This window comes from Micromonospora wenchangensis (genome assembly GCF_002210435.1).
Classification (GTDB): Bacteria; Actinomycetota; Actinomycetes; order Mycobacteriales; family Micromonosporaceae; genus Micromonospora; species Micromonospora wenchangensis.
Genome location: NZ_MZMV01000082.1, coordinates 1 through 24056 on the forward strand (window position 1 = coordinate 1; position 24056 = coordinate 24056).

Genomic DNA, 24056 nt, shown 5'->3' on the forward strand with positions numbered 1-24056 from the left:
GGGGCAGCGGACGCAGCCGGCCGGAGCCGGGCCGCACCGTCGCCGACAGGCAGCATGCGACGGGCGGCAGGACCGGGGGCCGCGGCGGCGACGGCCGGGCCGGGCGGCGCTGCCCGGCCGGGCCGACGTTTCAGGGGTGGGCTTCAGGCGGCGGTGGGCACCTCGACGCGACGGGGTGCGGCCTCCATCGCCCCGGGCCGGGTGACCGTCACCGCTGCCGCCCGGCTCGCCCACCGGGCCGCCTCGTCGATCGCCGCGCCGTCGAGCAGCGCGTCGGCCAGGGCGGCGCAGAAGGTGTCCCCGGCGCCGGTGGCGTCGACCGCGTCGACCTGCTCCGCCGGGATCAGCCACTGCCGGTCGGTGGTCACGACCAGCGCGCCGTCGCCGCCGAGGGTCACCACCACCGGCCCCCGGGTGCCCAGCGACCGGGCCATCGCGGCCAGCCCGTCCACCCCGGCGTCCGTCAGCGGCGCGCCGGCCAGGGCGGCCAGCTCACCCCGGTTGGGCACCAGCACGTCGACCCGGGCCAGGGTCGCCGGGTCGACCGGGCGGGCCGGTGCCGGGTTGAGCACCACCAGCCCCTCGGCCAGCCGGACCGCCTCGGCCACCACCGCCGCGTCGACCTCCTGTTGCAGCAGCACCGCCCGCGCCGACCCGAGCAGGTCACGCAGCGGGCCGAGATGCTCGGGGGCGAGCCACATGTTCGCCCCCGAGCTGACCGCGATGGTGCTGTCGCCGTCGGCGGTGACCAGCACGATCGCCTGCCCGGTGGGCCGGGGGGCGCGCACCACCGCCTCGGTGGCCACCCCCTCGGCGGCGATCAGGCCGAGCAGCCAGTCGCCGTCGGCGTCGATGCCGACCGCGCCGACCATCGCCACCCGGCGACCCAGCCGGGCGGCGGCGACGGCCTGGTTGGCACCCTTGCCGCCGCCGGCCCGCCGGTGGTCGGCCGCGCCGAGCACGGTCTGCCCGGGGGCGGGCAGCTCGTGCAGCGGCACCACCACGTCCACGTTGAGGCTGCCCACCACCACGATGTCGGTCATCGCCGGTCAGCCCTGCCCGGGACGCCAGGCGTGCGGCAGGAAGTCCGCCCGGGGCGGGGCGAAGACGTCCACGTTGATGCACGGGCCCTCGGTCGGTTCGATGTAGTGCTCCGCGCCGCGCGGCACCAGCAGCATCGAGCCCGGCCCCATCGGGTGCGGCACGCCGTCGACGTAGTAGTTGCACCGGCCGCCGAGGATCAGCACCAGCTGGTCGAAGTCGTCGTGGTGGTGCGGGTTGAGGTCCATCCCGACGGCCAGTTCGTGCCAGGCGAAGAGGACCTCGTCGGTGGCGTACACCTTGCGGCGCACCCCGGGCCGGACGTCGGTGGCCGGGATGTCGTCCCAGTTGACCGAGGTGCGGTAGAGCTGCGGGTTGAGCATGTGAACGCGTCCCTTCTCGGGCGGGTCAGAGGGGTGCGGCGAGCCGACGCAGGCCGGTGCCGAGCAGGTGCAGGTCCGAGCCGACGACGAGGTAACGCGCGTCGGTCAGGCCACAGCGGTCCAGCGCTGCGGCGGACCGCTCGGGCACCCAGCCGCCGAGATGCGTCCCGGTCGTGCGGGCCGCGGCGGCGATGTCCCCGGTACGCCGCAACAGCGGCCCCGGGTCGTCGGTGGTCGAAAGGCCCAGGCTCACCGCCAGGTCGGTGGTCCCGACGAAGCCCACGTCCACCCCGGCCAGCAGGGCGGGCAGCGGGTCGTCGGTGGTCGCCGTCTCGATCTGGGCCACCAGTACGGGCGGGTGCTCGGCCTCCGCCGCGAGGTACCGGTCCAGGCCGTCGCCGCCGTACCCGGCCGACGGGTGCGCCAGGCTGATGCTGCGCCGCCCGTGCGGGGCGTACCGGCTGGCCGAGCGCAGCGCCTCGACGTCGGCCCGGCGGCGCACGGTCGACAGCTGGATCCCGACTGCCCCGGCCTCCAGCAGCCGGTTGACCTGGCCGGGGTCGACGGCCGGCACCCGGACCAGTGCCGGCAGGCCGGCCAGGGCGGCGAGCCGGAGCTGGTCGGTGGCGGTCCGCTCGTCCAGGCCGGAGTGCTCCAGGTCGATCACGACGAAGTCGAGTCCGGAGCGGGCGGCCAGGGCGATCACGTCGGCCCCGGGCAGCTTGACGAAGGTGCCGGCGAGCTGCCCACCGGCGTGCAGCGCCGCCCGCAGCCGGGCGCGGTGGCCGTGCACCCCGGCCGGCGGGGTCGGCTCGACGGAGGTCTGCGGGGTCTGCCCGACGGACGTGGACGGGGTCGGCTGGGCCGGCCCCGGCTCGCCGGACACCGGCCCGACGGCGGACATCAGGGCCTCACGCCCCGGTGGCGGGCAGCCCGCGCCACGGCACGGTCGGCACCTGCTCGCCGCCGAGCAGCACCACGCTCGGCTCCAGCCGGGGTGCGGTGATCTTGTTGCCGGCGGCGTCGGGGAGCACCGCCTCCTCGGCCTCGGCCAGCACGGTGACGTGGGCCGGGCCGCCCTCGACCAGGGTGCCGTAGCCCTCGGCGTCCAGGCCGGTCAGCCGGGCCGGCGCGGTCGTCACCCGGGGCACGAGCTGCTCCAGGGTCATCCCCATCGCCCGCAGCTTGGCCATGCTGGTGACCAGGTCGAACACCGGGCCGCGCCAGTTGCGGGCACTGGTGTCGGAGGTGACCACGTCGGGCAGGAAGCCCTGCTCGATCGCCGGTCGGGCGACGGCGAAGCTGAGGTTGCTCTTGCCGTGGGCGGATTCGAACAGCACCCCGCGCTCGCGGGCGGCGTACACCTCGGGCAGCACAGTGCCGTCGTTGAGGATGCCGTACGGCTTGCCGGTGTAGCAGTGCGCCACGACGTCGCCGGGGCGCAGCAGCGGCAGGATCACCGGCAGCGGCTCCGGCGTCTCCCCGATGTGGATCATGAGCGGCAGGCCGGCCTCGCCGGCGAGCGCCAGGGAACGCTTGAGCAGCGGACGCCAGTCCAGCCCGACGACGTCCTCGGAGAGCCGGATCTTGAAACCGCGGACCCGGTGCGGGTTCGCCTCGGCCACCGCCAGGGCGTCCTCGGGGACCAGCGTGCCCGGGTTGATCAGCTCACCGAACCGGAAGTCGATCAGGCCGAGGACCGAGACGTTGAGGAAGTTCACCAGCCGCATCCGGGCCGGCGCGGCGACGTACTTCTCGAACGCGGCGAAGGTGGACGCGCCGACGGTGCCGGCGTCGCAGGCGGCGACGACGCCCCGGTGCAGGTGCGCCTCGTCCGGCGGCGCGCCGACCTTGGAGACCTCGGCGAAGATATGGGTGTGTGCCTCGACCAGGCCGGGCAGCACGTACTGCCCGGCGCAGTCGATCACCCGGTCGGCGTCGGCGGCGAGGCCGGGCGCGATCCGGGCCACCCGGTCGCCGGTCACCGCGACGTCGGCGACCTGGCTTGCTCCGGTCTGACCGTCGAACACCTGGCCACCGGCCAGCACCAGGTCGTACCGCTCGGAATTCTCACTCATGACATCGGGCTCTCTGTGCGAAGCGAGTGGGTCGACGCGTCGACGGCGGCCGGCGCGGGGTGGTCCGGGCTCTCGGCACGGAACCGGGTACGCAGGGGCAGCACCCCGGCGACGGTGACCTCCACCTGGTCGCCGGGGCTCAGGAAGCAACCCCGGTCCTGGCCGGTGCCGGTCGGGGTGCCGGTGAGCACCACGTCGCCCGGCTCCAGCACGACGTACCGGGTGATCCAGGCGAGCAGGTCGGGCACCGGGAAGATCAGGTCGGCGGTGCTGGCCTGCTGGCGCAGCTCGCCGTTGACGGTGGTGCGTACGCCGATGGCGTCGCGGTCGGCGACCGCGCCCAGGCCGAGCACGGAGGCGCCCAGGGCACCGAACCCGGGGAAGCTCTTGGCCAGGGTGGGGTTGCCCGTGGCGGCCATCACGTCCCGGGCGGTCAGGTCGTTGGCGGCGGTGACGGCGGCCAGGTGCGCCCAGACCTGCCCGGCCGGGGTGTGGTGCATCCGGGTGCCGACGACCAGGGCGACCTCGCCCTCGTAGTCGGGCTGGCTGCTCACCGAGCCGGGCAGCGGCACGGTGTCCCCCGGGCCGGAGCCGGCGCTCGGCGACTTCAGGTAGAGCACCGGCTGGGTGGGCAGGGCCCGGCCGGTGGTGCGGGCCTTGCAGTGGTAGTTCAGCCCGACGCCCCACACCGCGCGGGTGCCCGCCAGCGGTGGGCGCAGGTCGCCGACGAGGGTCTCCAGCGGCAGCCGGCGGCGGATGCGGGCCTCGGCGGCGGGGGCGAGCCCCCGGCCGGCGCGCAGCAGGGCGGCCACGTCCGGGGCGGGCAGGTCGAGCAGTTCGACGTCGTCGCCGGTGATCCGGCCCAGCCCGTACCGGGTGGCGACGAGGTGCACGGCGGTGGGCGCGGGGGCGGTCACGCGGCGTCCGAGGAGTGGCCGGGGACGGTGCCGAGCGCCGGGTTGACCAGCGGGGCCAGGTTGTTGACGGCGGCGGCGGCCTCACCGAAGCCGACCGAGATCAGCCGTACCTTGCCGTCGTAGTCGGTGATGTCACCGGCGGCGAAGACCCGGGGCAGGTTGGTGCGCATCGACCGGTCCACGGCGACGTAGCGGCGGCGCATCTCCAACCCCCAGCGTTCCATCGCGCTCAGGTCGGCGATGAAGCCGAGCGCGGCGACCACCGCCTGGGCAGGCAGGGTCTGCCGACCCTCGCCGCGCACCTCGGCGATCCGCACCGCCTCGACGGTCTGCTCCCCGTCGATCCCGCACACCTCGTACGGGGTGAGCACCCGCACGGTCGACTCGTGCAGCTGGGTGACGCTGCGTTCGTGGGCGCGGAACTGCGGGCGGCGGTGCACCAGGGTGACGCTGCTGGCGTACGGCTCCAGGGCCAGCGCCCAGTCGACGGCGGAGTCGCCGCCGCCGACCACGACGACCTCCTGCCCGGCGAGTTCCTCCAGCCGGGGGACGAAGTAGCGCAGGCCCCGGCCGAGGTGGCCGCTGCCGACTGGCAGTTCGCGGGGGGTGAAGGTGCCGATGCCGGCGGTCAGCAGCACGGCCGCCGCCCGGACCTGGGTGCCGGTGTCGGTGCCGATCAGCACGTGGTCCTCGGCGCAGGTCAGCTCGGTCGCGCTCTGCCCGAGCAGGAACGTCGGCTTGGCGGTGGCGGCCTGGGTGAGCAGGGCGTCGACGAGTTCCTGGCCCCGCACGGCGGGCAGCCCGGCGATGTCGTAGATCGCCTTCTCGGGGTAGAGGGCGGCGATCTGCCCGCCGGGTTCGGGCAGCGAGTCGATCACCGCCACGCTCATCCCGCGGAAGCCGGCGTAGTAGGTAGCGTAGAGGCCGGCCGGGCCGGCGCCGATGATCGCGAGATCGACCTCGTGCCGCTCGGCCATCAGCTGGCGCTTTCCGCGATGGCCGGGTGGTCGTGGCCGACCCGGCCGATCTTGCGGGCACCGCCCGGGGTGCCGATCTCGGTGAAGAACTCGGCGTTGATCGGGCCGAACCGGGCACGGTCGGCGGGCAGGTCGTCGAGGTGGAAGATCGAGGTGACCGGGCAGACCGGCTCGCAGCGCCCGCAGTCGACGCACTCGTCCGGGTTGATGTACATCATCCGGTCGCCCTCGTAGATGCAGTCCACCGGGCATTCCTCGACGCAGGACCGATCCTGTACGTCCACACATTCGTCGGTGACCACGTAGGTCATCGGTCCTCCTGCGGTTCGGTCGGCCGGCCGCATCCGCGCCGCAGCGGCAGGTCCGGGCGCACTGGCCGATCCGGGGTGCCGGGCCCGTTCCGCGACGTCGCCGGATGCGGGGCGATGTCGTTTGGTGTCAGGCCACGCTAGAGACCCGGCCCAGAGTATGTCAACATACGAGACGTCATCTTGAATGAAGTCACGCTGGCGAGAGGGAGCGGATGGACGACGAGGTACCGGCGCCCCTGCGCCACGCCGCCGCGCGGGCGGTCGACGAGGCCACCCTGGTCGACGCCCTGGCCGCGCTCACCGCCCAGCCCAGCCCGTACGGCCGGGAACGGGCCACCGCGCACCGGGTCGCCGACTGGGCCACCGGCCGCTGGCCGGAGCTGTCCTGGCGGGTCGACCCGCTGGAGCGCACGGCGACCACGCCCGACAGCGCCAACCTGGTCGGCGGCTCCGACCTGGGCGACCACCCCGAACTGCTGATCTACTCACACCTGGACACCTCGCTGACCGGCGGGACCGACTTCGACGCCCCGATCACCGGCCGGCACTCCCCCGCCCCCGCGCTGGAGCTATCCGGCCCGGCCGGCGAGGTGGTCAGCGGCTTCGGCCTGTCGGTGGCGCGGGCGGCGGCAGCCGCCGCCCTGGTCGGCTACGCCGCCGCCGCCGAGACCCTGCGGGCCGCCGGCCGGCCGCACCGGCTGACCCTGCTGCTCGCCGCCACCGGCACCCACCGCGACGACCCCACCGCCGGGCCGGAGGACGGCGTCGCGCCGGCCCCCACCACCGGCGGAGTCCTGCACCACCTGCGCGGGCGGCCCCGACCGGCCGCCGCGATCGTGGCCAAGACCAGCCCGCCGGGCATCCTCACCGCCGAACCGGGGGCGATGTTCCTGCGGATCCGGCTGTCCAGCGGGTTCCACCCGGCGCTGTTCCGGGACACCGCCACACCCCCCGGCGGGCTGCTCGCCCACCTCGGCGTGGTCGTCGAGGCGCTGGAGGAGTTCCGCCGGGCCCACCTGGCCCTCCGCGCCGACCCGGACGCCCTGGTCGGCGCGGAACTGGGCCTCGGGGCGGTCCGCGCCGGCCAGCCGGGCAAGCCCGACCTGCTGCCCGGGATGGTCGACCTGCACCTCTACCTGACCACGGTGCCCGGCGACGATCCGGCGCAGATCACCGACGCGCTGCGGGCCACCCTGGCCCGACGGCTGCGCGACACCCCGCTGGCCGACTGCGGCCTGGCCGTGGCCGGCCATCCGGCGCACCCGGCCGCATCCACCCCGCCCACCGCACCGATCTGCCGGCACGCCGACGCCGCCTGGCTCGCCGCGTACGGCCGGCCGCCGGTGCCGCTGCGCGGGTGGACCGGGTCGACCGACGGGGTGGTGCTGCGCGCCCGGGGGGTGCCCACCGTACGGCTGGGCCCGCCGGCGTTACCGCCCGATCCGGCCGACCCGCGACGGGAACGGTACGCCCTGTCGGAACTGGTGCGGTTCGCCCGGTTGTACGCGGACATCGCGCTGCGCCACCAGCAGGCATCGACAGGCTGACGTGTCATATGCCATGATACTGTCTCACTCTGCGCACAAAGGAATCCAGATGGCGGACGATGCCCCTTCGCCGGTCAAGAGCGCTGACCCCAGCTCACCGGCGATCCAGACCGTGCAGCGCGCGGCGGTCATCCTCAACGCGTTCACGGCGGCACGTCCGCGCCTGAGCCTCAACGAACTCACCGCCAGCCTCGGCACCAGCAAGGCCACCGCGCACCGCTACACCAAGGCGCTGCGGGAGAGCAACCTGCTGCGCTACGACGAGCGGGAGGGACTCTACTCCCTCGGCCCGCAGATCCTGACCCTCTCCGCCGCCGCCCGCGCGGCGATGCCGGTGATCAGCATCGCCGGCCCGCGCATGCAGCAGCTCGTCCGCGAGATCGACGAGACGGTCGTACTCAGCGTCTGGGACGGCGACACCGCCGTGGTGGTCCGCGCCGACGACAACACCGACCGGGTCATCCGGGTCAGCGTGCGTACCGGCTCCCGGCTGTCCCGCACCGAATCCGCCCAGGGCCGGGTGTTCTGCGCGTTCCTCCCCGAGGCCGACGTGCCGGGGCTGGCCGACGAGATCGCCGCCTCCGCCGAGCTGCGCCGGGAGGTCGAGAAGATCCGGCGGACCGGCATCTCGGCCAACACGCCCTCGGCCAACGGGGTCCGCAGCATCGCCGCGCCGATCTTCCGGGGCAGCACCCTGATCGCCGCCATGGCCATCGTCGGCACCACCACCTCGGTCCCCGAGGGCACCGACAGCCCGCTCGCCATCGCCCTGCAACGCGTCGCCGCCCTGGTCACCGCCGAGCTGGGCAGCGGCGGCAACGGCCACCACCCCCCGGTCGGCAGCAACGGTCACCGCTGACGGGCGGGCGGGCCGCGGGCCTCAGCCCGCGCCGAGCGCCTCGGACAACTCCCGGGCCACCAACCGCAGGCTGTCCGCCGCGGCGGCCTCCACCGCGCCGGACAGCGCCGTGCTGGTGCCCAGCACCGCCAGCGCGGCCACCACCTGGGTCCGCTCGAACACCGGCGCGGCCAGCACGCGTACCCCGAAATCCTCCGGGGAGTTGACCGCGAAACCGTCCCGGCGGACCTGCTCGACGACGGCCCGCAGGCCCGCCGACAGCCGCAACTGGCGGGCCACGGCGGGCGCCTCGGCGGCCGACAGGTAGGCGCAGAAGACCCGGCCCTGCGCCGAGCGGAGCAGATCCAACGGCGAACCGGTGCGCACACTGAGCCGCACGTCACCGCTGGTGTTGTCCATGCAGCGGACCACCGTCGGCGCCTCACCGTTCCAGACGCTGAGCACCGAGGTCTGGTTGGTCAGCCGGGTGAGCCGGTCCAGGTGGGGTTCGGCGGCGGTGACGATGGGCAGCGCCGCGCGGGCGGCGGCCTCCATCGCCAGCACCTGCGGACCCAGCGTGTAGGTGGCGGTGGCCGTGTCGAAGCGCAGCAGGTTGGCCGCCCGCAGGGCGCGGGCGTACCGGTGCGCGGTGGCCCGGCTGATGGCCAGGTCGGCGGTCAGCTCGGCCAGGGTGAGCCGGGGCCGCTCCACCGAGAACGCCTGGAGGATGGTGGCGGCCCGCTGCACGGTCTGGATCGCCGGCGCGTCACCTGCCGACTCGTCGACTCCGCCCGTCACCGCGCCACCTCGCACTCGCCGTCCGCCGAAAGGCGAACTCTACCGAGCACGGGCCGGATCCGGCGACACGGACACCACCGCACGCCGGATCCGGAAGCCGGCTATGCCGGGCCGCCCGCCCCCGAACCGGGGACGGGCGGCGGTTCGGGTGCTCCCGCGAGCTGACGGTGGACCTCGCCGCTGTCCCAGTAGTCGACCCGGTGGGCGATCAGGCCGTCGGCGTCGACCCGGAACCGGAACACGCCACGGATGCGCACCGGCGCCCGGCCGGCCGAGGCCAGCCGGAACGACATCCGGTACGCCACCGCCGCCCGGTCGGCGTCGGCGAGCAGTTCCTCCACCTCGTAGCGCAGGTCGACGAACTCGGCCAGGAAGCCGTCGAGCCGGGCCCGGTAGCGGGCCCGGCCGACCACCGTCCGGCCGAGGGCGGCGGTGTGCTCGTTGACGAAGTCGACGCTGACGCAGCCGGCGACGGCATCGGCGTCGTGGGCGTTCAGCGCCGCCAGGTACCGCTGCACGGCGGCGCGGGTGGACGCTGCGGTCAGCTCCCCCACCGACGCCGCACGGTGTCGAAGACCTGCTGGTCGTGGGAGATCTCGATGACGTTGCCGTCGGGGTCCTTCAACGCGCAGATGTAGCCGACCGGCGGCGGCATCTGACGCGGCTCCCAGTGCAGGCAACCCAGCTCGCGGGCCCGCCCGGCGATCTCGTCGACGTCCGACCGCTGCGGCACCTCGATGCCGATGTGCGCGAACGGGTGCAGCAGGCCGAGCTGGCCGCCCTTGTCCTTGTTGAAGGAGACGAGCACCAGCACGAACGGGGTCTCGACCTGCTTGTCGTTGGAGAGCCAGACGCTCTCGCCGTCGGCGTCGGCGAACCGCTCCACGACCACCAGCGGGGTGAGCGTGGTGTAGAACGAGATCGCCTTGTCGAGGTCGCCGGTAGGCAACGCCACATGCGTCCATCGGGCTTGGGTCAGGCCGGTCGCCACTGTTACCTCCACCGTACCGAAATGTCCATCACTATCGCGTCCACCAGCCTATTCACTCTTTGCCGGCGGGGGCGATGTGCCGGGGACACAAAGCCGGCGGGCCGGCTTCGACGCGCCGGGACGGTGCCGGCGGCCGGCCCGCGTGCCAGCGTGGGGGCACACCGCGTACGGGAGGACGATCGGATCATGCAGTACCGCAGACTGGGTGGGACCGGGGTCGAGGTGAGCACCCTCTGCCTGGGCACCATGATGTTCGGCGCCTGGGGCAACACCGACGAGCAGGAGTGCCACCGGATCGTCGCCGAGGCGCTCGACGCCGGGATCAACCTGGTCGACACCGCCGACGTGTACGCCCACGGCGAGTCCGAGGAGATCCTCGGCCGGGCGCTGCGCGGACGGCGCGACGACGTGGTGCTGGCCACCAAGTTCCACGAGCCGATGGGCGACGACCGCAACCGCCGGGGCAACTCCCGCCGCTGGATCAGGCAGGCGGTCGACGGCAGCCTACGCCGGCTCGGCACCGACTGGATCGACCTCTACCAGGTGCACCGCCCCGACCCGCTCACCGACGTCGACGAGACCCTCGGCGCGCTGACCGACCTGGTCCGGGAGGGCAAGGTCCGGATGATCGGCACCTCGGCGTTCCCCGCCGAGCAGATCGTCGAGGCGCAGTGGGTGGCCGAACGCCGGCAGCGGGAACGCTTCACCACCGAACAGCTCGGCTACTCGGTCCTCACCCGGGGCGTCGAGGCCGCCGCCCTGCCCACCAGCGCCCGGTACCGGCTCGGCGTGCTGGTGTTCAGCCCGCTCAACGGCGGCTGGCTGACCGGCAAGTACCGGTCGACTGCCGTACCGGCGGACTCCCGCGCCGGGCGCAACGGCGACCACTTCGACTTCCGCGACGCCGCCGCCCGGGACCGCAAGCTCGCCCTGGTCGACGAGCTGGCCACCCTCGCCGACGAGAGTGGCCTGACGCTGATCGACCTGGCGCTCGGGTTCGTGCTGAGCCACCCGGCGGTCACCAGCGCCATCATCGGCCCGCGTACCCTCGCCCAGCTACGCAGCCAACTGCCCGCCGGGGAGCCGGCCGGGCTGCCGGCCGACGTGCTGGACCGGATCGACAAACTGGTCCGGCCGGGCCACGACGTCAACCCGGCCGACGCCGGCTACCGGGTACCAGCCCTGACCGACCCGACCCTGCGCCGCCGCCCCTGACGTCGGCCGTCGGCGGCCGTCGTTGGCGCTGTTGTGCCGGTGTGGCGGTATCGGAGCGCTCTGATACCGCCACACCGGCGAAGCAGCGGCGACGGAGGCAGTTCGATCGACTCCCGTGCCATTCCCCGTCGGGCCGGCTCCCGACAGCCCAGGGCACCTGTGCCGTGGGGAAGCGCTGACTCCTCATTCGAAGAGTTCGCGGATGACTCCCATGGCCCGGGGCGAGATCACCTCGTCGGGGTAGAAGTCCCCGCAGAGGCGAACGGCGTCCGCCACTGTCTCGACCTTGGACAGCGCTGCCAAGGTGCGCAGATCGTCCACGTCGCGTGCCCGAGCCGCGAGCGCCTTCATCGCAAAGATGTGCTCGGGTGACGCCGCCATGACACGCAGTCCGGGATGGTCGAAGACCCGTCGGCGACCCGGGTCGTCCCTGCCGGAGACGTACACGCTGGCTTGTTCGTTGAGCCACCAGGGCGGTAGTCCCAAGTCGTCGGCCACTGCACGCGCCTCATCGAGGACGACGCCGTGCGGAACGAACATGGCATCGACGTCCCTGGTCACCCGCTTGGCGTCGTAGGCCAAGGCCATGGCGGCACCACCCACCACGAAGATGTCCGCGACGACCCCACGGCGGACGAGCCTCTCACCCAGACGGGTGAACGCACGCTCCAACTCCGCGCGCCCCATCAGGACACCCTCGGACCCGGTCATGCGGCGGCCAGATCGTGCACCGACAGGTACACCCCGTGTTTACGGAATGCAGCAGGCGCCCAGGCCAGTGCGTCGGCCCGGTGAATGGCCAACTCGGCCGGGAACCAGGCCCGGCGCAGCACCCGCGTCTCGACCCAGTCGGGCGGAGCGAGATCCACTTGGGCGAGCAGGTGCTCGGCGAGGGCGGCAAGTAACGCGTCCCATCGCAGGTCCCCGGTCTGCCCGGGTTCATCCTGCAACAGCCCGACCCTGGTGGTCGCCGGCTCCCACCGGTATTCCTCCAGGAACTCCCACACCAGCTTCCAACGGGTCTGATCGGTCTCGGCGGCGACGATATGAGCGGCCAGCGCCGCCAGAGTCATCGGTTCATAACCGGTACCCACCGTGCCGACCTCACCTCACGACCTGACAGCTTCACTGCTCGCAGACTACCGTCTGCCGGACCGGCGACGGCATTGAGAACGCCTCCGGGGACACGGGGAGGTGTCGATCGACTCAATATCGCCGATGTTGCGGGGTCGCCGTCACTTCGATACCGCCACATCGGCGAAATAGCGCAAAGCGTCAACGGGGCGTCCCGGCGACCCGGTGAAAAGCGTCGGCGGGGCGATCAGATCCAGCCCTGTTCCCAGGCGATCGCGGCGGCGTCGGTGCGGGAACCGACGTTCAGTTTCGCCATCGCGGACGAGATGTGGTTGCGGACGGTGCCGTGGGCCAGGCCGAGCTGCCGCGCGATGTGCTTGGTTGGCAGGCCGTCGCGGGTCAGCCGCAGCACGTCGATCTCGCGCAGCGTCAACGGGCTCTCCTGCTCGGTGAGCGCCGACGCGGCCAGGCGCGCGTCGACGTAGCGTTCGCCGGCGGCCACCGACCGGATGATCCTGGCCAGCTCCGACGCCGGGGTGGACTTCGGCACGAAGCCGTGCACCCCGGCGTTCAGCGCCCGCTTGAGGGTGCCCGGTCGGGCGTGCCGGGTGACGATGACGACCTGCGTCGCGACGAGCCGCAGCAGCCGGCGGGCGGCGTCGACCCCGTCGAGTCCGGGCATTTCGAGGTCGAGCAGGGTCAGGTCGGGGCGGTGGGCGACGGCGGCGGCGACCGCGGCCTCGCCGTCGGCGACGTCCGCGACGACCTCGATGTCGGCCTCGAGGGAGAGCAGCGCCACGAGCGCGCCCCGGATGAGTTCCTCGTCGTCGGCGATCACGATCCGGATCACTTGCCGGTCCCCCGTCGTCTCCCCGGCGCGGTGGGCTCCGGCGGGGCAGACCCCGCGGCGTCCGGCGCGGGGATGCGGACGACCAGCACGAACGTGTCCCCCTCACGGGTGGTCTCGACCGTTCCACGCTGGGCCGCGACGCGGTCGGCGAGGCCGGCCAGGCCCGTTCCGTCGCGGCGCGGCACCCCGGCGGCGTCGTTGGTGACGGTCAGCCGGTACTCCGCCGCGTCGGCCCCGGGGGGCGCGGGGTGAGGGGTACCGACGCGGACGAGTTCGATGGTGGCCTCGGTCGCCCTGCTGTGCCGCAGCACGTTGGTCACCGCCTCCCTGATCGCGACGGCGAACACCGCGCCGAGGGCCACGGGCAGGTCCGGCGTGTCGATGCGTGCCGTGCAGCGGATGCCGGCGGACCGCAGCACCGCCGCCGCGTTGCGCGCCTCCGTCGCCACGGTGACGGTGCGGTAGTCGTTCACCACGGCGCGGGTGTCGTCGAGGGCCACCCGCGCGATCCGGCGGATCTCGGCGATCTCCCGGCCGGCCCGCTCGGGCTGGCCGGTCAGCAGACGCTCCGCCAGTTCACTCTTCAACGCGATCACCTGGAGGTTGTGACCCTGGATGTCGTGCAGGTCGGCGGCGAACCGGAGCCGCTCCCGCGCCACCGCCAGGTCGGACGCGAGCCGGCGGGCGTGTTCCAGCCGCAGCACCACCTGCTGCACCCAGACCGCGCTCAGCGGCAACAGCGTGAACACCGCGACGGTGCTGAGCACGATGGCGTCGGCGGCCGCATCGGGCGGCGGCCCGACGCGCGACGGGGCCAGCACGCCGGGCAGCCCGCCGAGACCGATCACCGCCCAGCAGCCGAGGATCACCGTCGCCCGCCACCGGCCCCGGACCAGACAACTGAGCACCCCGCCCGCCATCGCCAGGGTGAACGCCCACCCCCAGCCGGCGAACGGCGGCACGACGGCCAGCACCCACACCGCGCCGGACAGCGCCAGCAGCACCAGGACGAGCGGATGGCCGGGCGGCACCTCGTCGGGGCCCCGCAGCAGCAGGGGAATCGCGGCGAGCCCGGCCAGGACGGCGGCGGTCGTCGCGACCAGCAGCACGACCGTCCGGGGGCCGCCGGCCACGCCGACGCCGAGCAGCACCTGCACGACGCCACCGATCAGCATGCCCAGCCCCAGCGAGAGCACCGTGAACAGGCGCATCGCCCGCAGGTCGGCGGCCACTCGCGGCGCACCCTGCCAGGTGTCCGTCACCGGCTCAGCGTAGCGACCGGGCCGTCAGGAAAGCCCTGGTCTGCTGGGCGATCTCCGGCGACAGGGTGTGGTGCAGGTAGTGGTCGCCCTCCAGGACGACCACCTGACCGGTGTCGACGCTCGCCGCCTGCTGCTCGTGCAGGGCGACCCAGTCCGCCACGTCGGTGTCGTTCGACCGGACGAACAACAGGACGGGCAGCCCCTTCGGGAAGGTCTTCCCGCTGACGCCGGCGAAGTTCGCCGAGGCGTGCTCCATCTCGTTCACCATGGTCGGGGCGGCCGTGTTCTTCGCGGTGAGCAACCGCAACTGTTCCCGGGTCCGCTCGTCGTAGGGCAGGCCCGCGTACGGGTCGTCGGCGATCGCCGCCAGCGCCCGGGTGACGCCGAGCCTGCTCAGGCCGACGATCACGCCGGTGGGGATCGGGTCGTCCCAGCCGGGCTGGTCGGGGACGCTGCTGTCGATGCCGACGAAGGCGACGAGTTCGTCGGGGTAGCTGGCGGCGTAGGTCAGCGCGTAGATCCCGGCGATCGAGTGGCCCATCAGCACGTACCGGTCGATGCCGAGGTGCCGCAGCGCCTCGTGCACCTCCCGGGTGATGTTCGCGGCGGTGCGGTCGGTGTCGGCGGGGTCGCTCAGGCCGGTGCCGAACGGTTCGACCGCGACGACCCGGTAGGTGCGCTGGAGTTCCGTGATCAGCGGCTGGAAGTCGAGCGCGGGGGCGGCGGTGCCGAGGCCGGGCAGGAGCACGATCGTCTCGGCACCGCCGCCCGCGACCACCACGTTCATCCGCTTGCCGGCCACGGGCACGAGTTGCCCGTACCTGGTGATCGAGGAGGCTTCCGACCGCGTCGCCACGACGTTCACCACGGCGGTGGTCGCGAGCAGGAGCACCGGCACGGCGACCAGGACACCGAGGGTGGTGAGCACGACTCGCACGGGCTTTCGCATGGGTTCTTCTTTCGGATCGGCGGCGCATCCGGATCACTCCCGTGATGCCTGACCAGCCAATCAAGCGCGCGAGGCGCTGCGAAAGTGTCCCGCTGTCACGACCGACCGTGACAAAAAGTCATGGTATGCCCGGTGGTCCCCCGGGTCTCGTAAGCATCGAGACACGACCCACACGGCGCAGCGACCGCCACCGGAGGAGGGTGGCCGCTGCGCCGTGTGGGCGGACCGGAGTCGGGGATTCCCCCGTCAGGTGGTGCCGCGTTGGAACGGTTGCGCCAGCGCCCGGGGTTCGCGGTGGGCGGTGGCGAACACCAGCATCGCCAGCAGGGCCAGCAGGTAGGGCGCGGCGATCAGCAGCTGCGAGTTCATGGTGACCCCCAGCGCCGGCAGCGCCAGCCGCATCGCGTCGGCCAGGCCGAAGACGACGCAGCCGATCAGGGTCCGGCCGAGCCGCCAGGCCCCGAAGATGACCGCCGCGATGACCAGGTAGCCCCGGCCGGCGGTCATGTTCTGGTTGAACGAGCCGACCTCGCCGACGGCCAGGTACGCCCCGCCGAGCCCGGCGAGCAGCCCGCACCAGAGCAGCGCCTGCCGCCGTCGCTTGTTGACCTCGATCCCGCTGACGTCGGCGGCCTGCGGGTTCTCCCCCACCGCCCGCAGCTCCAGCCCCCACCGGCTGCGCTCGACCAGCCACCAGGTCAGCGGGACGACCGCCAGCAGCAGGTAGACCGGCCAGCGTTGGACGAACAGCATCGGGCCGATGATCGGGATGTCGCGCAGCACGGGGATGTCGACCTGCCAGACCTGGTGGCCGGTGAAGGTGCTCACCGTGATCAGGTAGCTGGTCAGGCCGAGCACCAGCGCGTTGAGCACCAGGCCGACGACGAACGTGTTGATCTGCACCCGGTGCGACAGGATGCCGTGCACGAACGCCACCGCGACCCCGACCAGCGCGCCGGCCACCAGGCCGATGGTGGCGCTGCCGGTGGCGCTGGCGACCGCGATCGAGCCGAACGCCGCCCCGAGCATCATCGCCTCGACGGAGATGTTGAGCGTGCCGGCGCGCTGGGCGACGTACTCACCGCAGGCGGCGAAGGCCAGGGGCACGGTGAGCCGGGCCCCGCTGGAGAGGATGGTGGCGATGTTGTCGGCGGCGCTCATGCCAACCTGCCTTCCATGGCGTCCTTGGTGCCGGCGGTCCCGGCGTCACCGGGGTCCGGCGGTTCCGGCGCGGTGCCGCGGGGGTTCGGCACCGACGCGGTCGGGGTGGCCGGGACCGACGGGTCGCCCGGCTCCGGCGAGGCCACCGCGGCGGTGGGGGTGGTCGGGGTGGTCGGGGTCGCCGGCTGGTCGGCCAGGCGGCGTCGACGCAGCATGCCGATCACCACCGGCGGTGCGACGAACGCCAGCACCAGCAGCGCCTTGACCACGTCGACCAGGAACGACGGCACGCCGGTGGCGGCCAGGAAGCTGCCGCCGGCCCGCAGCACGCCGAACAGCACCGCCACCGGGATGGCCAGCAGCGGGTTGTTCCGGGCGACCAGGGCGACCAGCAGGCCGTCCCAGCCGATGTTGAGCGACATCCCCGGCTGCAACCGGTTGGTGCCGACCGGGCTGGTCAGCAGCAGCGCGCCGGCCAGGCCGGCCAGCGCACCGGAGATTGCCAGGGCGATGCCGCCCAGGGCGCCGACCCGCACCCCGGCGTGCCGGGCCGCCGCCGGGTTGAGGCCGACCATCTTCAACCGGAAACCCCACCGGGTACGCGCCATCACCAGCGCCAGCACGACCGCCACCACGACGGCCAGGACCAGACCCCCGTTGAGCTGGAGGTTCGGGTACTCGCCGAGGGAGGCGAGCCGGGCGTTCTCGGGCACCGGGTTGGACTGCGGGGACAGCGTGCCCCGGCCGAGCCGGGACTCCTGGAGCAGCCACGGGGTGTTCACCGCGAACGAGATGAGCTGCTGGGCGAGGAACGTCATCAGCATCGTGCTGACCACGACGTTGACGCCCCGGAACCGGTACATCAGCGCGCTGAGCCCGGCCCAGACGCCGGCACCGACCACCGAGGCGAGCAGCACCAGGACCAGCAGCAGCGGTCCGGGTACGGCCAGCCGCAGGCCGACCCACGCGCCGGCCAGCGCGCCGATCAGGACCTGCCCCTCCTGGCCGATGTTGAAGAAGCCGGAGCGGGCGCTGACGCAGGCCCCGACGGCGACCAGCAGCAGCGGCGCGACGTACAGCAGGGAGGTGGACCAGGCCGCCGGGGTGGCCATGCTGCCCTGGTAGAGGGCCTTGGTGGAGGCGGTCGGCGAGCCGCCGGTGACCGCGATCAGCAGGGCCGACAGGCCGAGCGCGACGCCCACCGTGGCGACGGTGGCGAGGCCGACCTGCCAGCCGCCGGGGCCGGGGTTGAGCCGGCGCAGCAGCCGCTGGCCGGTGCCGTCGATACCGAGGGTGGCCATCAGTGACTCACCCCGCCGACCAGCATGCCGAGCCGCTCGGCGGTGGCCTCGGCGGTGGGGAGCACCCCGACGATCCGGCCGGAGGAGATCACCGCGATCCGGTTGGCCAGGGCCATCACCTCCTCCAGCTCCGTGGAGATCAGCAACACCGCCACCCCTTCCGCGGCGGCCTGCCGCAGCCGCACGTACATGTCTTCGATCGCGCCGACGTCCAGCCCGTGGGTGGGTTGCGCGGCGACCAGCGCCTTCGGCCCGGCGGACAACTCGCGGGCGAGCACCACCCGCTGCTGGTTGCCGCCGGAGAGGCTGCGCAGCGGGGTGTCCGGCGAGGGCGCGACGATGTTGAACTCGGCCATCTGCCGCTGGGCGATCCGGTGCATCTTCCGCCGGCTGAGCACCCCGCGTGCGGTGACCCCGGCGAGGGACTTCATCACCAGGTTCTCGGCGACGCTCATGTCGAGCACCACGCCGGAGTGGTGCCGGTCCTCGGGCACGATGCCGAGCCCTGCGGTGTGCAGCGCGCCGGGGCGGACCAGGTCGACCGGCCGGCCGTCGAGTTCGACGGTGCCGGAGTCGGGGACGAGCAGCCCGGACAGCAGCTCACCGACGGTGGCCTGGCCGTTGCCCTCGACCCCGTACAGGCCGACGATCTCGCCGGGGGCGACGTCGAGGCTGAGCTTGTCCAGCACCGGCAGGCCGCCGACGAGCAGGGTCACCTCGCGCAGCCGCAGCGCCGCCGGCCGCTCCGGCGTCGCCGCGTTCCCGGCCGCCGGGGCGACGCCCTCGACCGGTTCGGGACGCTCGACGGGCAGCAGGCCCAGCGCCGCGCTCTCGGACTGCAACGACACCTCCCGGCCGACCATCTGCCGGGCGAGTTGCTGGGCGGTGGTGTCCTTCGTCGCGCCGTGGAACGCCACCGCGCCGCGCCGCAGCACGGTCACCCGGTCGGTGGCCGCCATGATCTCGGCGAGCTTGTGGCTGATCAGGATGACCGCCCGCCGTTCCGCCTGCACCACCCGGCGCAGCACGGTGAACAGCTCCGCCGACTCGGCCTGGGTGAGCACCGAGGTCGGCTCGTCCAGGATCAGGATCGACGGGTCACGGCGCAGGCACTTGATCAGCTCGACCCGCTGCCGTTCCCCGGCGGAGAGCCGGTCGATGCGGGCGTGCGGGTCGATGGGCAGCCCGTACCGGCGGGACACCTCCTCGACCTGGGCGCAGGCCGCCGCCCGGTCGATCCGCCCGGTGTCGCCGAGGATGACGTTCTCCCAGACGGTGAGCGGTTCGATCAGGCTGAAGTGCTGGTGCACCATGCCCAGGCCGAGGTCGGCGGCGACCTGCGGACTGTCGATCTCGACCGGTTCGGTGCCGCGCGTGATGGTGCCGGCGTCGCGGTGTACCAACCCGAGCAGGATCTTCATCAGGGTCGACTTTCCGGCCCCGTTCTCGCCGAGCAGGCCGTGGATCTCGCCGGGTCGTACGGCGAGATCCACGGCGTCGCAGGCGACAACCGGACCGTAACGCTTGCTGACCCCGCGCAGGGTGAGAGCCGGCGTCAGCTGGTCGTCAACGTCCACAGTCCGTTACACCTCGTTGGTCGTCGGGCAGCGGGGGTCAGGAGCCGAGCTTGGCGACCGTCGCGGCGGTGTCGGTCTTGCCGCTGGCCACGTCGGCGACGAAGGCGTCCATCTTCTGGGTCTGCTCCGGGGTCGGCTTGCAGATCTTGACGGCCGGGTACGGGTCCTTGCCCAGCTCCCACTTCTTGGTGGTGCCGAGGGTCATCTCACCCTTGGCGAACAGCTCCAGCGCGGCGGCGAAGTACGCGCCCGGGTCGAAGATGACCGAGATGTCGAAGCGCGGGTCGGTCGAGTCGCACCGGTCGGTGCCCGGGGTGAGGGTGAGCGCGCCGCCGGTGTTGGCCAGCTTCGCGGCCGCGTCGGTGGCCCCGCCCAGGTACGGGTAGACGACCTTGACGCCCTGGCTGATCTGCGCCTGGACGGCCTCCCGGGCCTTCGCCGAGTCGTTGAAGTCACCGGTGTAGGTGGTCACCAGGGTCGCGTTCGGCACCACCATCCGGATGCCGGCCTTGTACGCCTTGGCGGCGTTGACCGAGAAGTCGGCCTCCATGCCGGTGACGAAACCGGCCTTGGTGGCGTTCTTGGCCTGCATGACCAGGCCGGTGGCGTACCCGGCGGCGAGCATGCTCTGGTTGGGGTCGTCGCTGGACAGCGTCACCCGGGGCGTCTGCGGGATGTTCTCCGACGACGGCACGTACCAGGAGGTCTTGGCGCAGACCGGCTCCTCGGAGGCCGGGATGGCGTCCTTGAGCTCGGAGGCCCCGAGCGCCACCAGGTCCACGCCCTGCTGACACAGCGCGCGGGCGGCGCTGAGCGCCTCGGTCGGCGGCACGTTGCCGCGCTTGATGACCTGCCAGCCCTTCTCGGTGGCGAACTTCTCGGCACCGACGACGAAGCTCTCGTAGTAGCCGTTGTCGTTGATGTCGCCGGGGCTGAGCACGCCGATGACGACCTTGCCGTCACCGTTGGCGTCGGGCTGCCCGGCGGGGGCCGTACCGCCGCTGGCCGAGCCGGCCGCCGACGGCGCGGTCGCGTCGTTGCTCGCGCAACCGACCAGGGCGAATCCCAGCGCCCCGGCGAGCAGCGCCGCCGGACCCCGACCAATCCTCATTGTCATGGTGCTTTCCCTTCACGTGGGGTCGGCGCACGGCCCGGCACGGACCGGCGCGCGGAGTACTCGGTCGCTGGCACGCTGGGCCAGCGAGGGGGGATGTCGATGCCGACCCGGCGCAGCAGGGCGGCCCGACGCTGGGCGGCCTCCTCGCGCAGGGCGTCGACGTCGACGGTGGTGACCCGCCGGTCGCGGACCACCAGCCGGCCGTCGACCAGGACGTCCCGGACGGTGTGCCCGGCCGCACCCCAGACGAGCTGGGTGGGCAGGTCACCGCGCGGGGTCCAGGGGATGGTCCGGGTGTCGAGCAGCACCAGGTCGGCGGCCTTGCCGACCTCGATCGAGCCGGTCAGCGCCCCGAGCCCGACGGCGGCGGCGCCGTCGACGGTGGCCAGGGCGAAGACCTCGTCGGCGCGCAGCGGGTCGGGGACGCCCCGGTCCCGCTCCAGGCCGGCGAAGAGTCGGGCGGCCCGCCACAGGTCGGGGGTGTCCCCGGCGTTGTGCGAGTCGCAGCCCAGCGCGAGCCGGCCGCCGGCCCGGTGCAGGGCGGTGTGCCGGCCGGCCCGGGTGAAGCCCTGGCCGAGCCGCAGGTAGGCCCCCGGGCAGGAGGCGACGGCGGTACCGGTCTCGACGAGCGCGTCGACCTCGGCGTCGTCGAGCCACACCGCGTGGCCGAGCAGCAGCCGGGGGCCGAGCACGCCGAGGTCGGCCAGGTGGCGTACCGGCCGGGCCCGGCCGGCGGCGGCGTAGGCGGCGGCGTCCTCGGGGCCGGGCGACAGGTGCCAGGTCATCGGCACGTCGAGCCGCTCGGCGAGTTCCGCCGCGCCGGTGAACAGCGCGTCGCTGACCAGGTCGTGCCCGACCAGGGTGATCCAGCCGGTGACCAGCGGGTCGCCGGCCAGCGCGGCGACCGTCTCGGCCTGCACGGCGAGGGTGTCGGCGGCCGGCATGGCGTACGGCGCGTCGTCGGCGTCCCAACCCCAGCCGCCGACCCGGGCCCGGATGCCGGCGGTACGCAGCCCGGCGGCGACCCGTAGCGGGTGCGCCACCGTGCCGGGCTCCAGCAGGGTGGTGGCCCCGTAGCTGAGCGACTCGACGGCGGTGAGGGTGGCGGACAGTTCGTCGTCGTCGCCGGTGACCGCGGCGTGCAGCGGCACGATCCAGTCGAAGATCGCCTGCCGGGCCGGGACGTCGTCGGGGATGCTGCTGCGCACCAGCGGGTCGGCGGTGGTGTGCTGGTGGGCGTTGACCAGGCCGGGGACGACCACGCAGCCGGTGGCGTCGAGTTCCGGGCTGCCCGGGTACGCCGCGCGCAGGGTCGCCGCCGGGCCGATCGCGGCGATCCGGCCGTCGACCACGGCGATCGTGCCGCCGGGGACGACCGCCCGGTCGGGGGCCATGGTGACGATCTCGGCGTCGACGATCAGCAGGTCCGCCGGGCGGGGGTCGGCGGTGGCCGCCGTCGGGGTGGTGGTCATGGCCGGACGAGGATCTTGCCGACGAGGTCACCGGACTCCTGCCGGGCGTACGCCTGCGCCAGGTCGGCCAGGGGGTACTCCGCGCCCCGGAGCACCCGCAGGCCGCCGGTGAAGTAGGCGTCGAGCATGTCGGCGAAGTCGGCCGGGCGGTACGCCCCGGCCCCGAGCAGCCGCAGCCCCCGCCGGTAGACGTCGGAGAGGGAGAAGCTGACCTGGTCGCCCGTGGTGTTGCCGAGCAGCACGATCCGGCCGCCGGTGCGCAGGCTGGCCAGCGAGGTGGCCCAGGTGGCGGTGCCGACGTGGTCGACGGCCAGGTCGACGCCGTGGCCGTCGGTGTGCTCGAGCACCCGCTCGACGGTGTGCTCGTCGAGGTCGAGCACGTCCGCGCCGAGGTCCGCGGCGACGGCCCGCTTGGCTTCGGTACGCGCCACCGCGAGCACCCGGGCGCCGGCCCGGCGGGCGAGTTGGACGGCGGCGATGCTGACCGCGCTCGTGGCGGCCTGCACCAGCACCCACTCCCCGGCGCGGACGGCGCCGACGCGGTGCACGGCGTGCCAGCCGAGGCTCCAGGCGGTGGGCAGCGCGGCGGCCTCGGCGAGGTCGACGTGGTCGGGCACCCGGTGCACGACGGTGGCCGGGACGGTGACGTACTCGGCGAAGCCGCCGGGGCGGTTCCCGCCGACCACGGCCAGCGTCGCGCAGTAGCCCGGTTGGCCGTCCTTGCAGGTGGCGCAGCCTCCGCAGCCGATGGTCGGGTCGATCAGCACCCGGTCGCCGGGGCGTACCGTGGTGACCTGCGGCCCGACGGCGCTGACCTGGCCGGCGACGTCCATGCCGCCGGTGTGGGGCAGGGTGAAGCCGGGCAGCAGGGCGGTGCGGAGCTGGAGCAGGTCGAGGCGGTTGAGGGCGGCGGTGTGCACCCGGACGACCACGTCGCCCGCGCCCGGCTCGGGGTCGGGCAGGTGCCGCAGGCTCAGCACCTCGGACCCCCCGAAACCGGTCTGGACCATCGCCCGCATCGCAACCTCCCCCATGGTCTACCAGTCAATATGGCGTCTTGCATTGTGATTCTCGCTGCTTGGGGTCGTACTCTGCCTGCGGGGCGGCGGCGTGTCAACGGCTTGCCGCAAAAGAGGCGGAACGGTTAACGAAGCCGGGCGTCCAGGCCGTTCACAGGCCACCCACCAGGGGATCAACCGGCCTCGGACGCGGCCAGCAACTCCCGCGCGACAAGCGCCGTACGCAGCACCGCGACCGTCTGCGGGTCGAGTGGATCGACCCCCAGCAGCCGCTTGATCAGGCCGACCCGGTAGCCCACCGAGTTGCGGTGCAGGTGCAGCCGTTCGCTCACCGCCTGCCGGCTGCCCCCGGTCGCCAACCAGCAGTCCAGGGTGCGCAGCAGGTCGTCGCGGTGGGCGATCGGCCCCAGGTGCCGGTGCACGAACCAGCGCAGCCGCTCGTCCGGCACCGCCAGCAGGACCTGCGCCAGGCCGGCCTGCCCGAACGGCAGCTCGGGCCGCCCGTCCGACGAGCGCAGCAGCAGCCGCAGCAGCCGGTCCGCGTCGCGGAACGAGGCCGCCGTCCGGGCCGGCCCGGTCACCAGCGGCCCGGCGACGACCCGGACCTGCCCGGGGCCGACGATCTGGTCCAGCCGGGCCCGCAGCCGGGTCACCTCGCGCTCCACGTCACCGTGCAGCAGGGTCCAGGCCAGCCGCCCCTCGGCCAGCACCGGCCGGTCCAGCCAGCTCAGCGCGGACGCCCAGCGGCGCTGCTGCTCCCCCGTGTACGCGATCCCGGCGACGGCGTGCGGCTGGTCCAGCCGCCACCCGTGCGCCGCACCGGCCCGCAGCAGCTCCGCCTCGCCCAGCCGGGGCGTCGACGCCGATCCGGCCGGACCGCCGGGGCCGTCGCGCAGGGCCCGCAGCACCGTCGGGGCGTCCCGCACGGCCGGCGGCGGGGACTCGTGCCGGACCGCCTCGATCAACAGCGCGGTGGTCGCCGCCGCCGCCAGTTCCCACTGCCCGGCCGAGACCGGCTCGGCCACCAACAACGCGCCGATCCGCCGGGGCCCCGCGCCGACCGCCACCGCCCGGCCGGTCCACCCGTCGGCGCAGCGGACCGTGGCCGGCGCGCCCCCCGGCGGCCCCGCCCCGCCGGCCCGACCGGCGGCCAGGGCACGGCGCACGTCGTCCGGTGC

Annotated in this window: 25 protein-coding genes; 3 read left to right on the plus strand and 22 right to left on the minus strand. The window is 73.8% G+C overall.

Annotation, left to right across the window (positions count from 1 at the left end; translation table 11 throughout):
• Positions 1-143: 143 nt before the first annotated feature.
• The 7 genes from B5D80_RS29660 to fdxA are packed head-to-tail and all read right to left on the minus strand — an operon-like array spanning position 144 to position 5707.
• Entirely contained in the window at positions 144-1043 is a 900-nt protein-coding gene (locus B5D80_RS29660; RefSeq protein ID WP_088647235.1) for a ribokinase, read from the minus strand.
• A 6-nt stretch (positions 1044-1049) separates the two neighbouring features.
• Positions 1050-1424, minus strand: a complete 375-nt coding sequence (locus B5D80_RS29665; RefSeq protein ID WP_088647236.1) for a cupin domain-containing protein — start codon at positions 1422-1424, stop codon at positions 1050-1052.
• A gap of 25 nt (positions 1425-1449) precedes the next feature.
• The gene (locus B5D80_RS29670; protein WP_088647237.1) at positions 1450-2328 is read right to left on the minus strand and encodes an HpcH/HpaI aldolase family protein; all 879 of its coding nucleotides are present in this window, start codon (positions 2326-2328) and stop codon (positions 1450-1452) included.
• A 7-nt stretch (positions 2329-2335) separates the two neighbouring features.
• Complete coding sequence (locus B5D80_RS29675) at positions 2336-3502, minus strand: amidohydrolase/deacetylase family metallohydrolase (RefSeq protein WP_088647238.1); 1167 nt, start codon at positions 3500-3502, stop codon at positions 2336-2338.
• Positions 3499-4419: a fumarylacetoacetate hydrolase family protein gene (locus tag B5D80_RS29680; RefSeq protein ID WP_088647239.1), complete on the minus strand. Its 921-nt coding sequence runs from the start codon at positions 4417-4419 to the stop codon at positions 3499-3501. Before B5D80_RS29680 ends, B5D80_RS29675 begins: the two co-directional genes overlap by 4 nt.
• Positions 4416-5396, minus strand: coding sequence for an NAD(P)/FAD-dependent oxidoreductase (locus B5D80_RS29685; protein ID WP_088647240.1), 981 nt, complete (start codon positions 5394-5396; stop codon positions 4416-4418). Before B5D80_RS29685 ends, B5D80_RS29680 begins: the two co-directional genes overlap by 4 nt.
• Positions 5396-5707 (minus strand): ferredoxin, encoded by a 312-nt coding sequence (gene fdxA / locus B5D80_RS29690; protein WP_088647241.1) that lies wholly within the window; start codon positions 5705-5707, stop codon positions 5396-5398. The genes B5D80_RS29685 and fdxA overlap by 1 nt, the downstream gene beginning before the upstream one ends.
• A 212-nt stretch (positions 5708-5919) precedes the next feature.
• Between fdxA and B5D80_RS29695 the strand changes: the two genes are divergently transcribed.
• Positions 5920-7254 (plus strand): hypothetical protein, encoded by a 1335-nt coding sequence (locus B5D80_RS29695; RefSeq protein WP_088647242.1) that lies wholly within the window; start codon positions 5920-5922, stop codon positions 7252-7254.
• A 49-nt stretch (positions 7255-7303) separates the two neighbouring features.
• Positions 7304-8113, plus strand: a complete 810-nt coding sequence (locus B5D80_RS29700) for an IclR family transcriptional regulator (RefSeq protein WP_158224266.1) — start codon at positions 7304-7306, stop codon at positions 8111-8113.
• A 21-nt stretch (positions 8114-8134) separates the two neighbouring features.
• Here B5D80_RS29700 and B5D80_RS29705 read toward each other — a convergent pair whose 3' ends face one another.
• The 3 genes from B5D80_RS29705 to B5D80_RS29715 all read right to left on the minus strand — a co-directional run bounded on the left by B5D80_RS29705 (position 8135) and on the right by B5D80_RS29715 (position 9845).
• The gene (locus tag B5D80_RS29705) at positions 8135-8890 is read right to left on the minus strand and encodes an IclR family transcriptional regulator (RefSeq protein ID WP_158224267.1); all 756 of its coding nucleotides are present in this window, start codon (positions 8888-8890) and stop codon (positions 8135-8137) included.
• Positions 8891-8991: 101 nt separating this feature from the next.
• Positions 8992-9444, minus strand: coding sequence for a nuclear transport factor 2 family protein (locus B5D80_RS29710; protein ID WP_245855058.1), 453 nt, complete (start codon positions 9442-9444; stop codon positions 8992-8994).
• Entirely contained in the window at positions 9432-9845 is a 414-nt protein-coding gene (locus tag B5D80_RS29715; protein ID WP_240762839.1) for a VOC family protein, read from the minus strand. Before B5D80_RS29715 ends, B5D80_RS29710 begins: the two co-directional genes overlap by 13 nt.
• 222 nt (positions 9846-10067) lie before the next feature.
• Here B5D80_RS29715 and B5D80_RS29720 point away from each other — a divergent pair, with 222 nt between their 5' ends.
• A complete protein-coding gene (locus B5D80_RS29720) occupies positions 10068-11096 on the plus strand; it encodes an aldo/keto reductase (protein ID WP_088647245.1) in 1029 nt (342 codons plus the stop codon).
• A 183-nt stretch (positions 11097-11279) separates the two neighbouring features.
• Here the strand turns inward: B5D80_RS29720 and B5D80_RS29725 are convergent, their stop codons facing one another.
• The 12 genes from B5D80_RS29725 to B5D80_RS29780 all read right to left on the minus strand — a co-directional run.
• Positions 11280-11783 carry a DUF6036 family nucleotidyltransferase gene (locus B5D80_RS29725; RefSeq protein ID WP_158224268.1) on the minus strand — a complete coding sequence of 168 codons (504 nt, stop codon included), beginning with the start codon at positions 11781-11783 and terminating at the stop codon, positions 11280-11282.
• A gap of 20 nt (positions 11784-11803) precedes the next feature.
• Positions 11804-12190, minus strand: coding sequence for a hypothetical protein (locus B5D80_RS29730; RefSeq protein WP_144081803.1), 387 nt, complete (start codon positions 12188-12190; stop codon positions 11804-11806).
• A gap of 227 nt (positions 12191-12417) precedes the next feature.
• Complete coding sequence (locus B5D80_RS29735) at positions 12418-13020, minus strand: response regulator transcription factor (RefSeq protein WP_088647248.1); 603 nt, start codon at positions 13018-13020, stop codon at positions 12418-12420.
• On the minus strand, positions 13017-14282 hold the full coding sequence (locus B5D80_RS29740; RefSeq protein WP_144081804.1) for a sensor histidine kinase: 1266 nt from the start codon (positions 14280-14282) through the stop codon (positions 13017-13019). The genes B5D80_RS29735 and B5D80_RS29740 overlap by 4 nt, the downstream gene beginning before the upstream one ends.
• Positions 14283-14286: 4 nt before the next feature.
• Complete coding sequence (locus B5D80_RS29745) at positions 14287-15231, minus strand: alpha/beta fold hydrolase (protein WP_088647250.1); 945 nt, start codon at positions 15229-15231, stop codon at positions 14287-14289.
• Between the two features lie 246 nt (positions 15232-15477).
• A complete protein-coding gene (locus B5D80_RS29750; RefSeq protein ID WP_088647251.1) occupies positions 15478-16392 on the minus strand; it encodes an ABC transporter permease in 915 nt (304 codons plus the stop codon).
• The gene (locus tag B5D80_RS29755; protein ID WP_211291700.1) at positions 16389-17693 is read right to left on the minus strand and encodes an ABC transporter permease; all 1305 of its coding nucleotides are present in this window, start codon (positions 17691-17693) and stop codon (positions 16389-16391) included. The genes B5D80_RS29750 and B5D80_RS29755 overlap by 4 nt, the downstream gene beginning before the upstream one ends.
• On the minus strand, positions 17693-19270 hold the full coding sequence (locus tag B5D80_RS29760) for an ABC transporter ATP-binding protein (protein ID WP_245855059.1): 1578 nt from the start codon (positions 19268-19270) through the stop codon (positions 17693-17695). The genes B5D80_RS29755 and B5D80_RS29760 overlap by 1 nt, the downstream gene beginning before the upstream one ends.
• A 37-nt stretch (positions 19271-19307) precedes the next feature.
• Entirely contained in the window at positions 19308-20387 is a 1080-nt protein-coding gene (locus tag B5D80_RS29765) for a BMP family ABC transporter substrate-binding protein (RefSeq protein WP_088647252.1), read from the minus strand.
• Entirely contained in the window at positions 20384-21859 is a 1476-nt protein-coding gene (locus tag B5D80_RS29770; protein WP_088647253.1) for an amidohydrolase family protein, read from the minus strand. Before B5D80_RS29770 ends, B5D80_RS29765 begins: the two co-directional genes overlap by 4 nt.
• On the minus strand, positions 21856-22878 hold the full coding sequence (locus tag B5D80_RS29775; protein ID WP_088647254.1) for an alcohol dehydrogenase catalytic domain-containing protein: 1023 nt from the start codon (positions 22876-22878) through the stop codon (positions 21856-21858). Before B5D80_RS29775 ends, B5D80_RS29770 begins: the two co-directional genes overlap by 4 nt.
• Positions 22879-23051: 173 nt before the next feature.
• The coding region (locus B5D80_RS29780; protein WP_144081805.1) for a PucR family transcriptional regulator at positions 23052-24056 on the minus strand (1005 nt) is incomplete at its 5' end.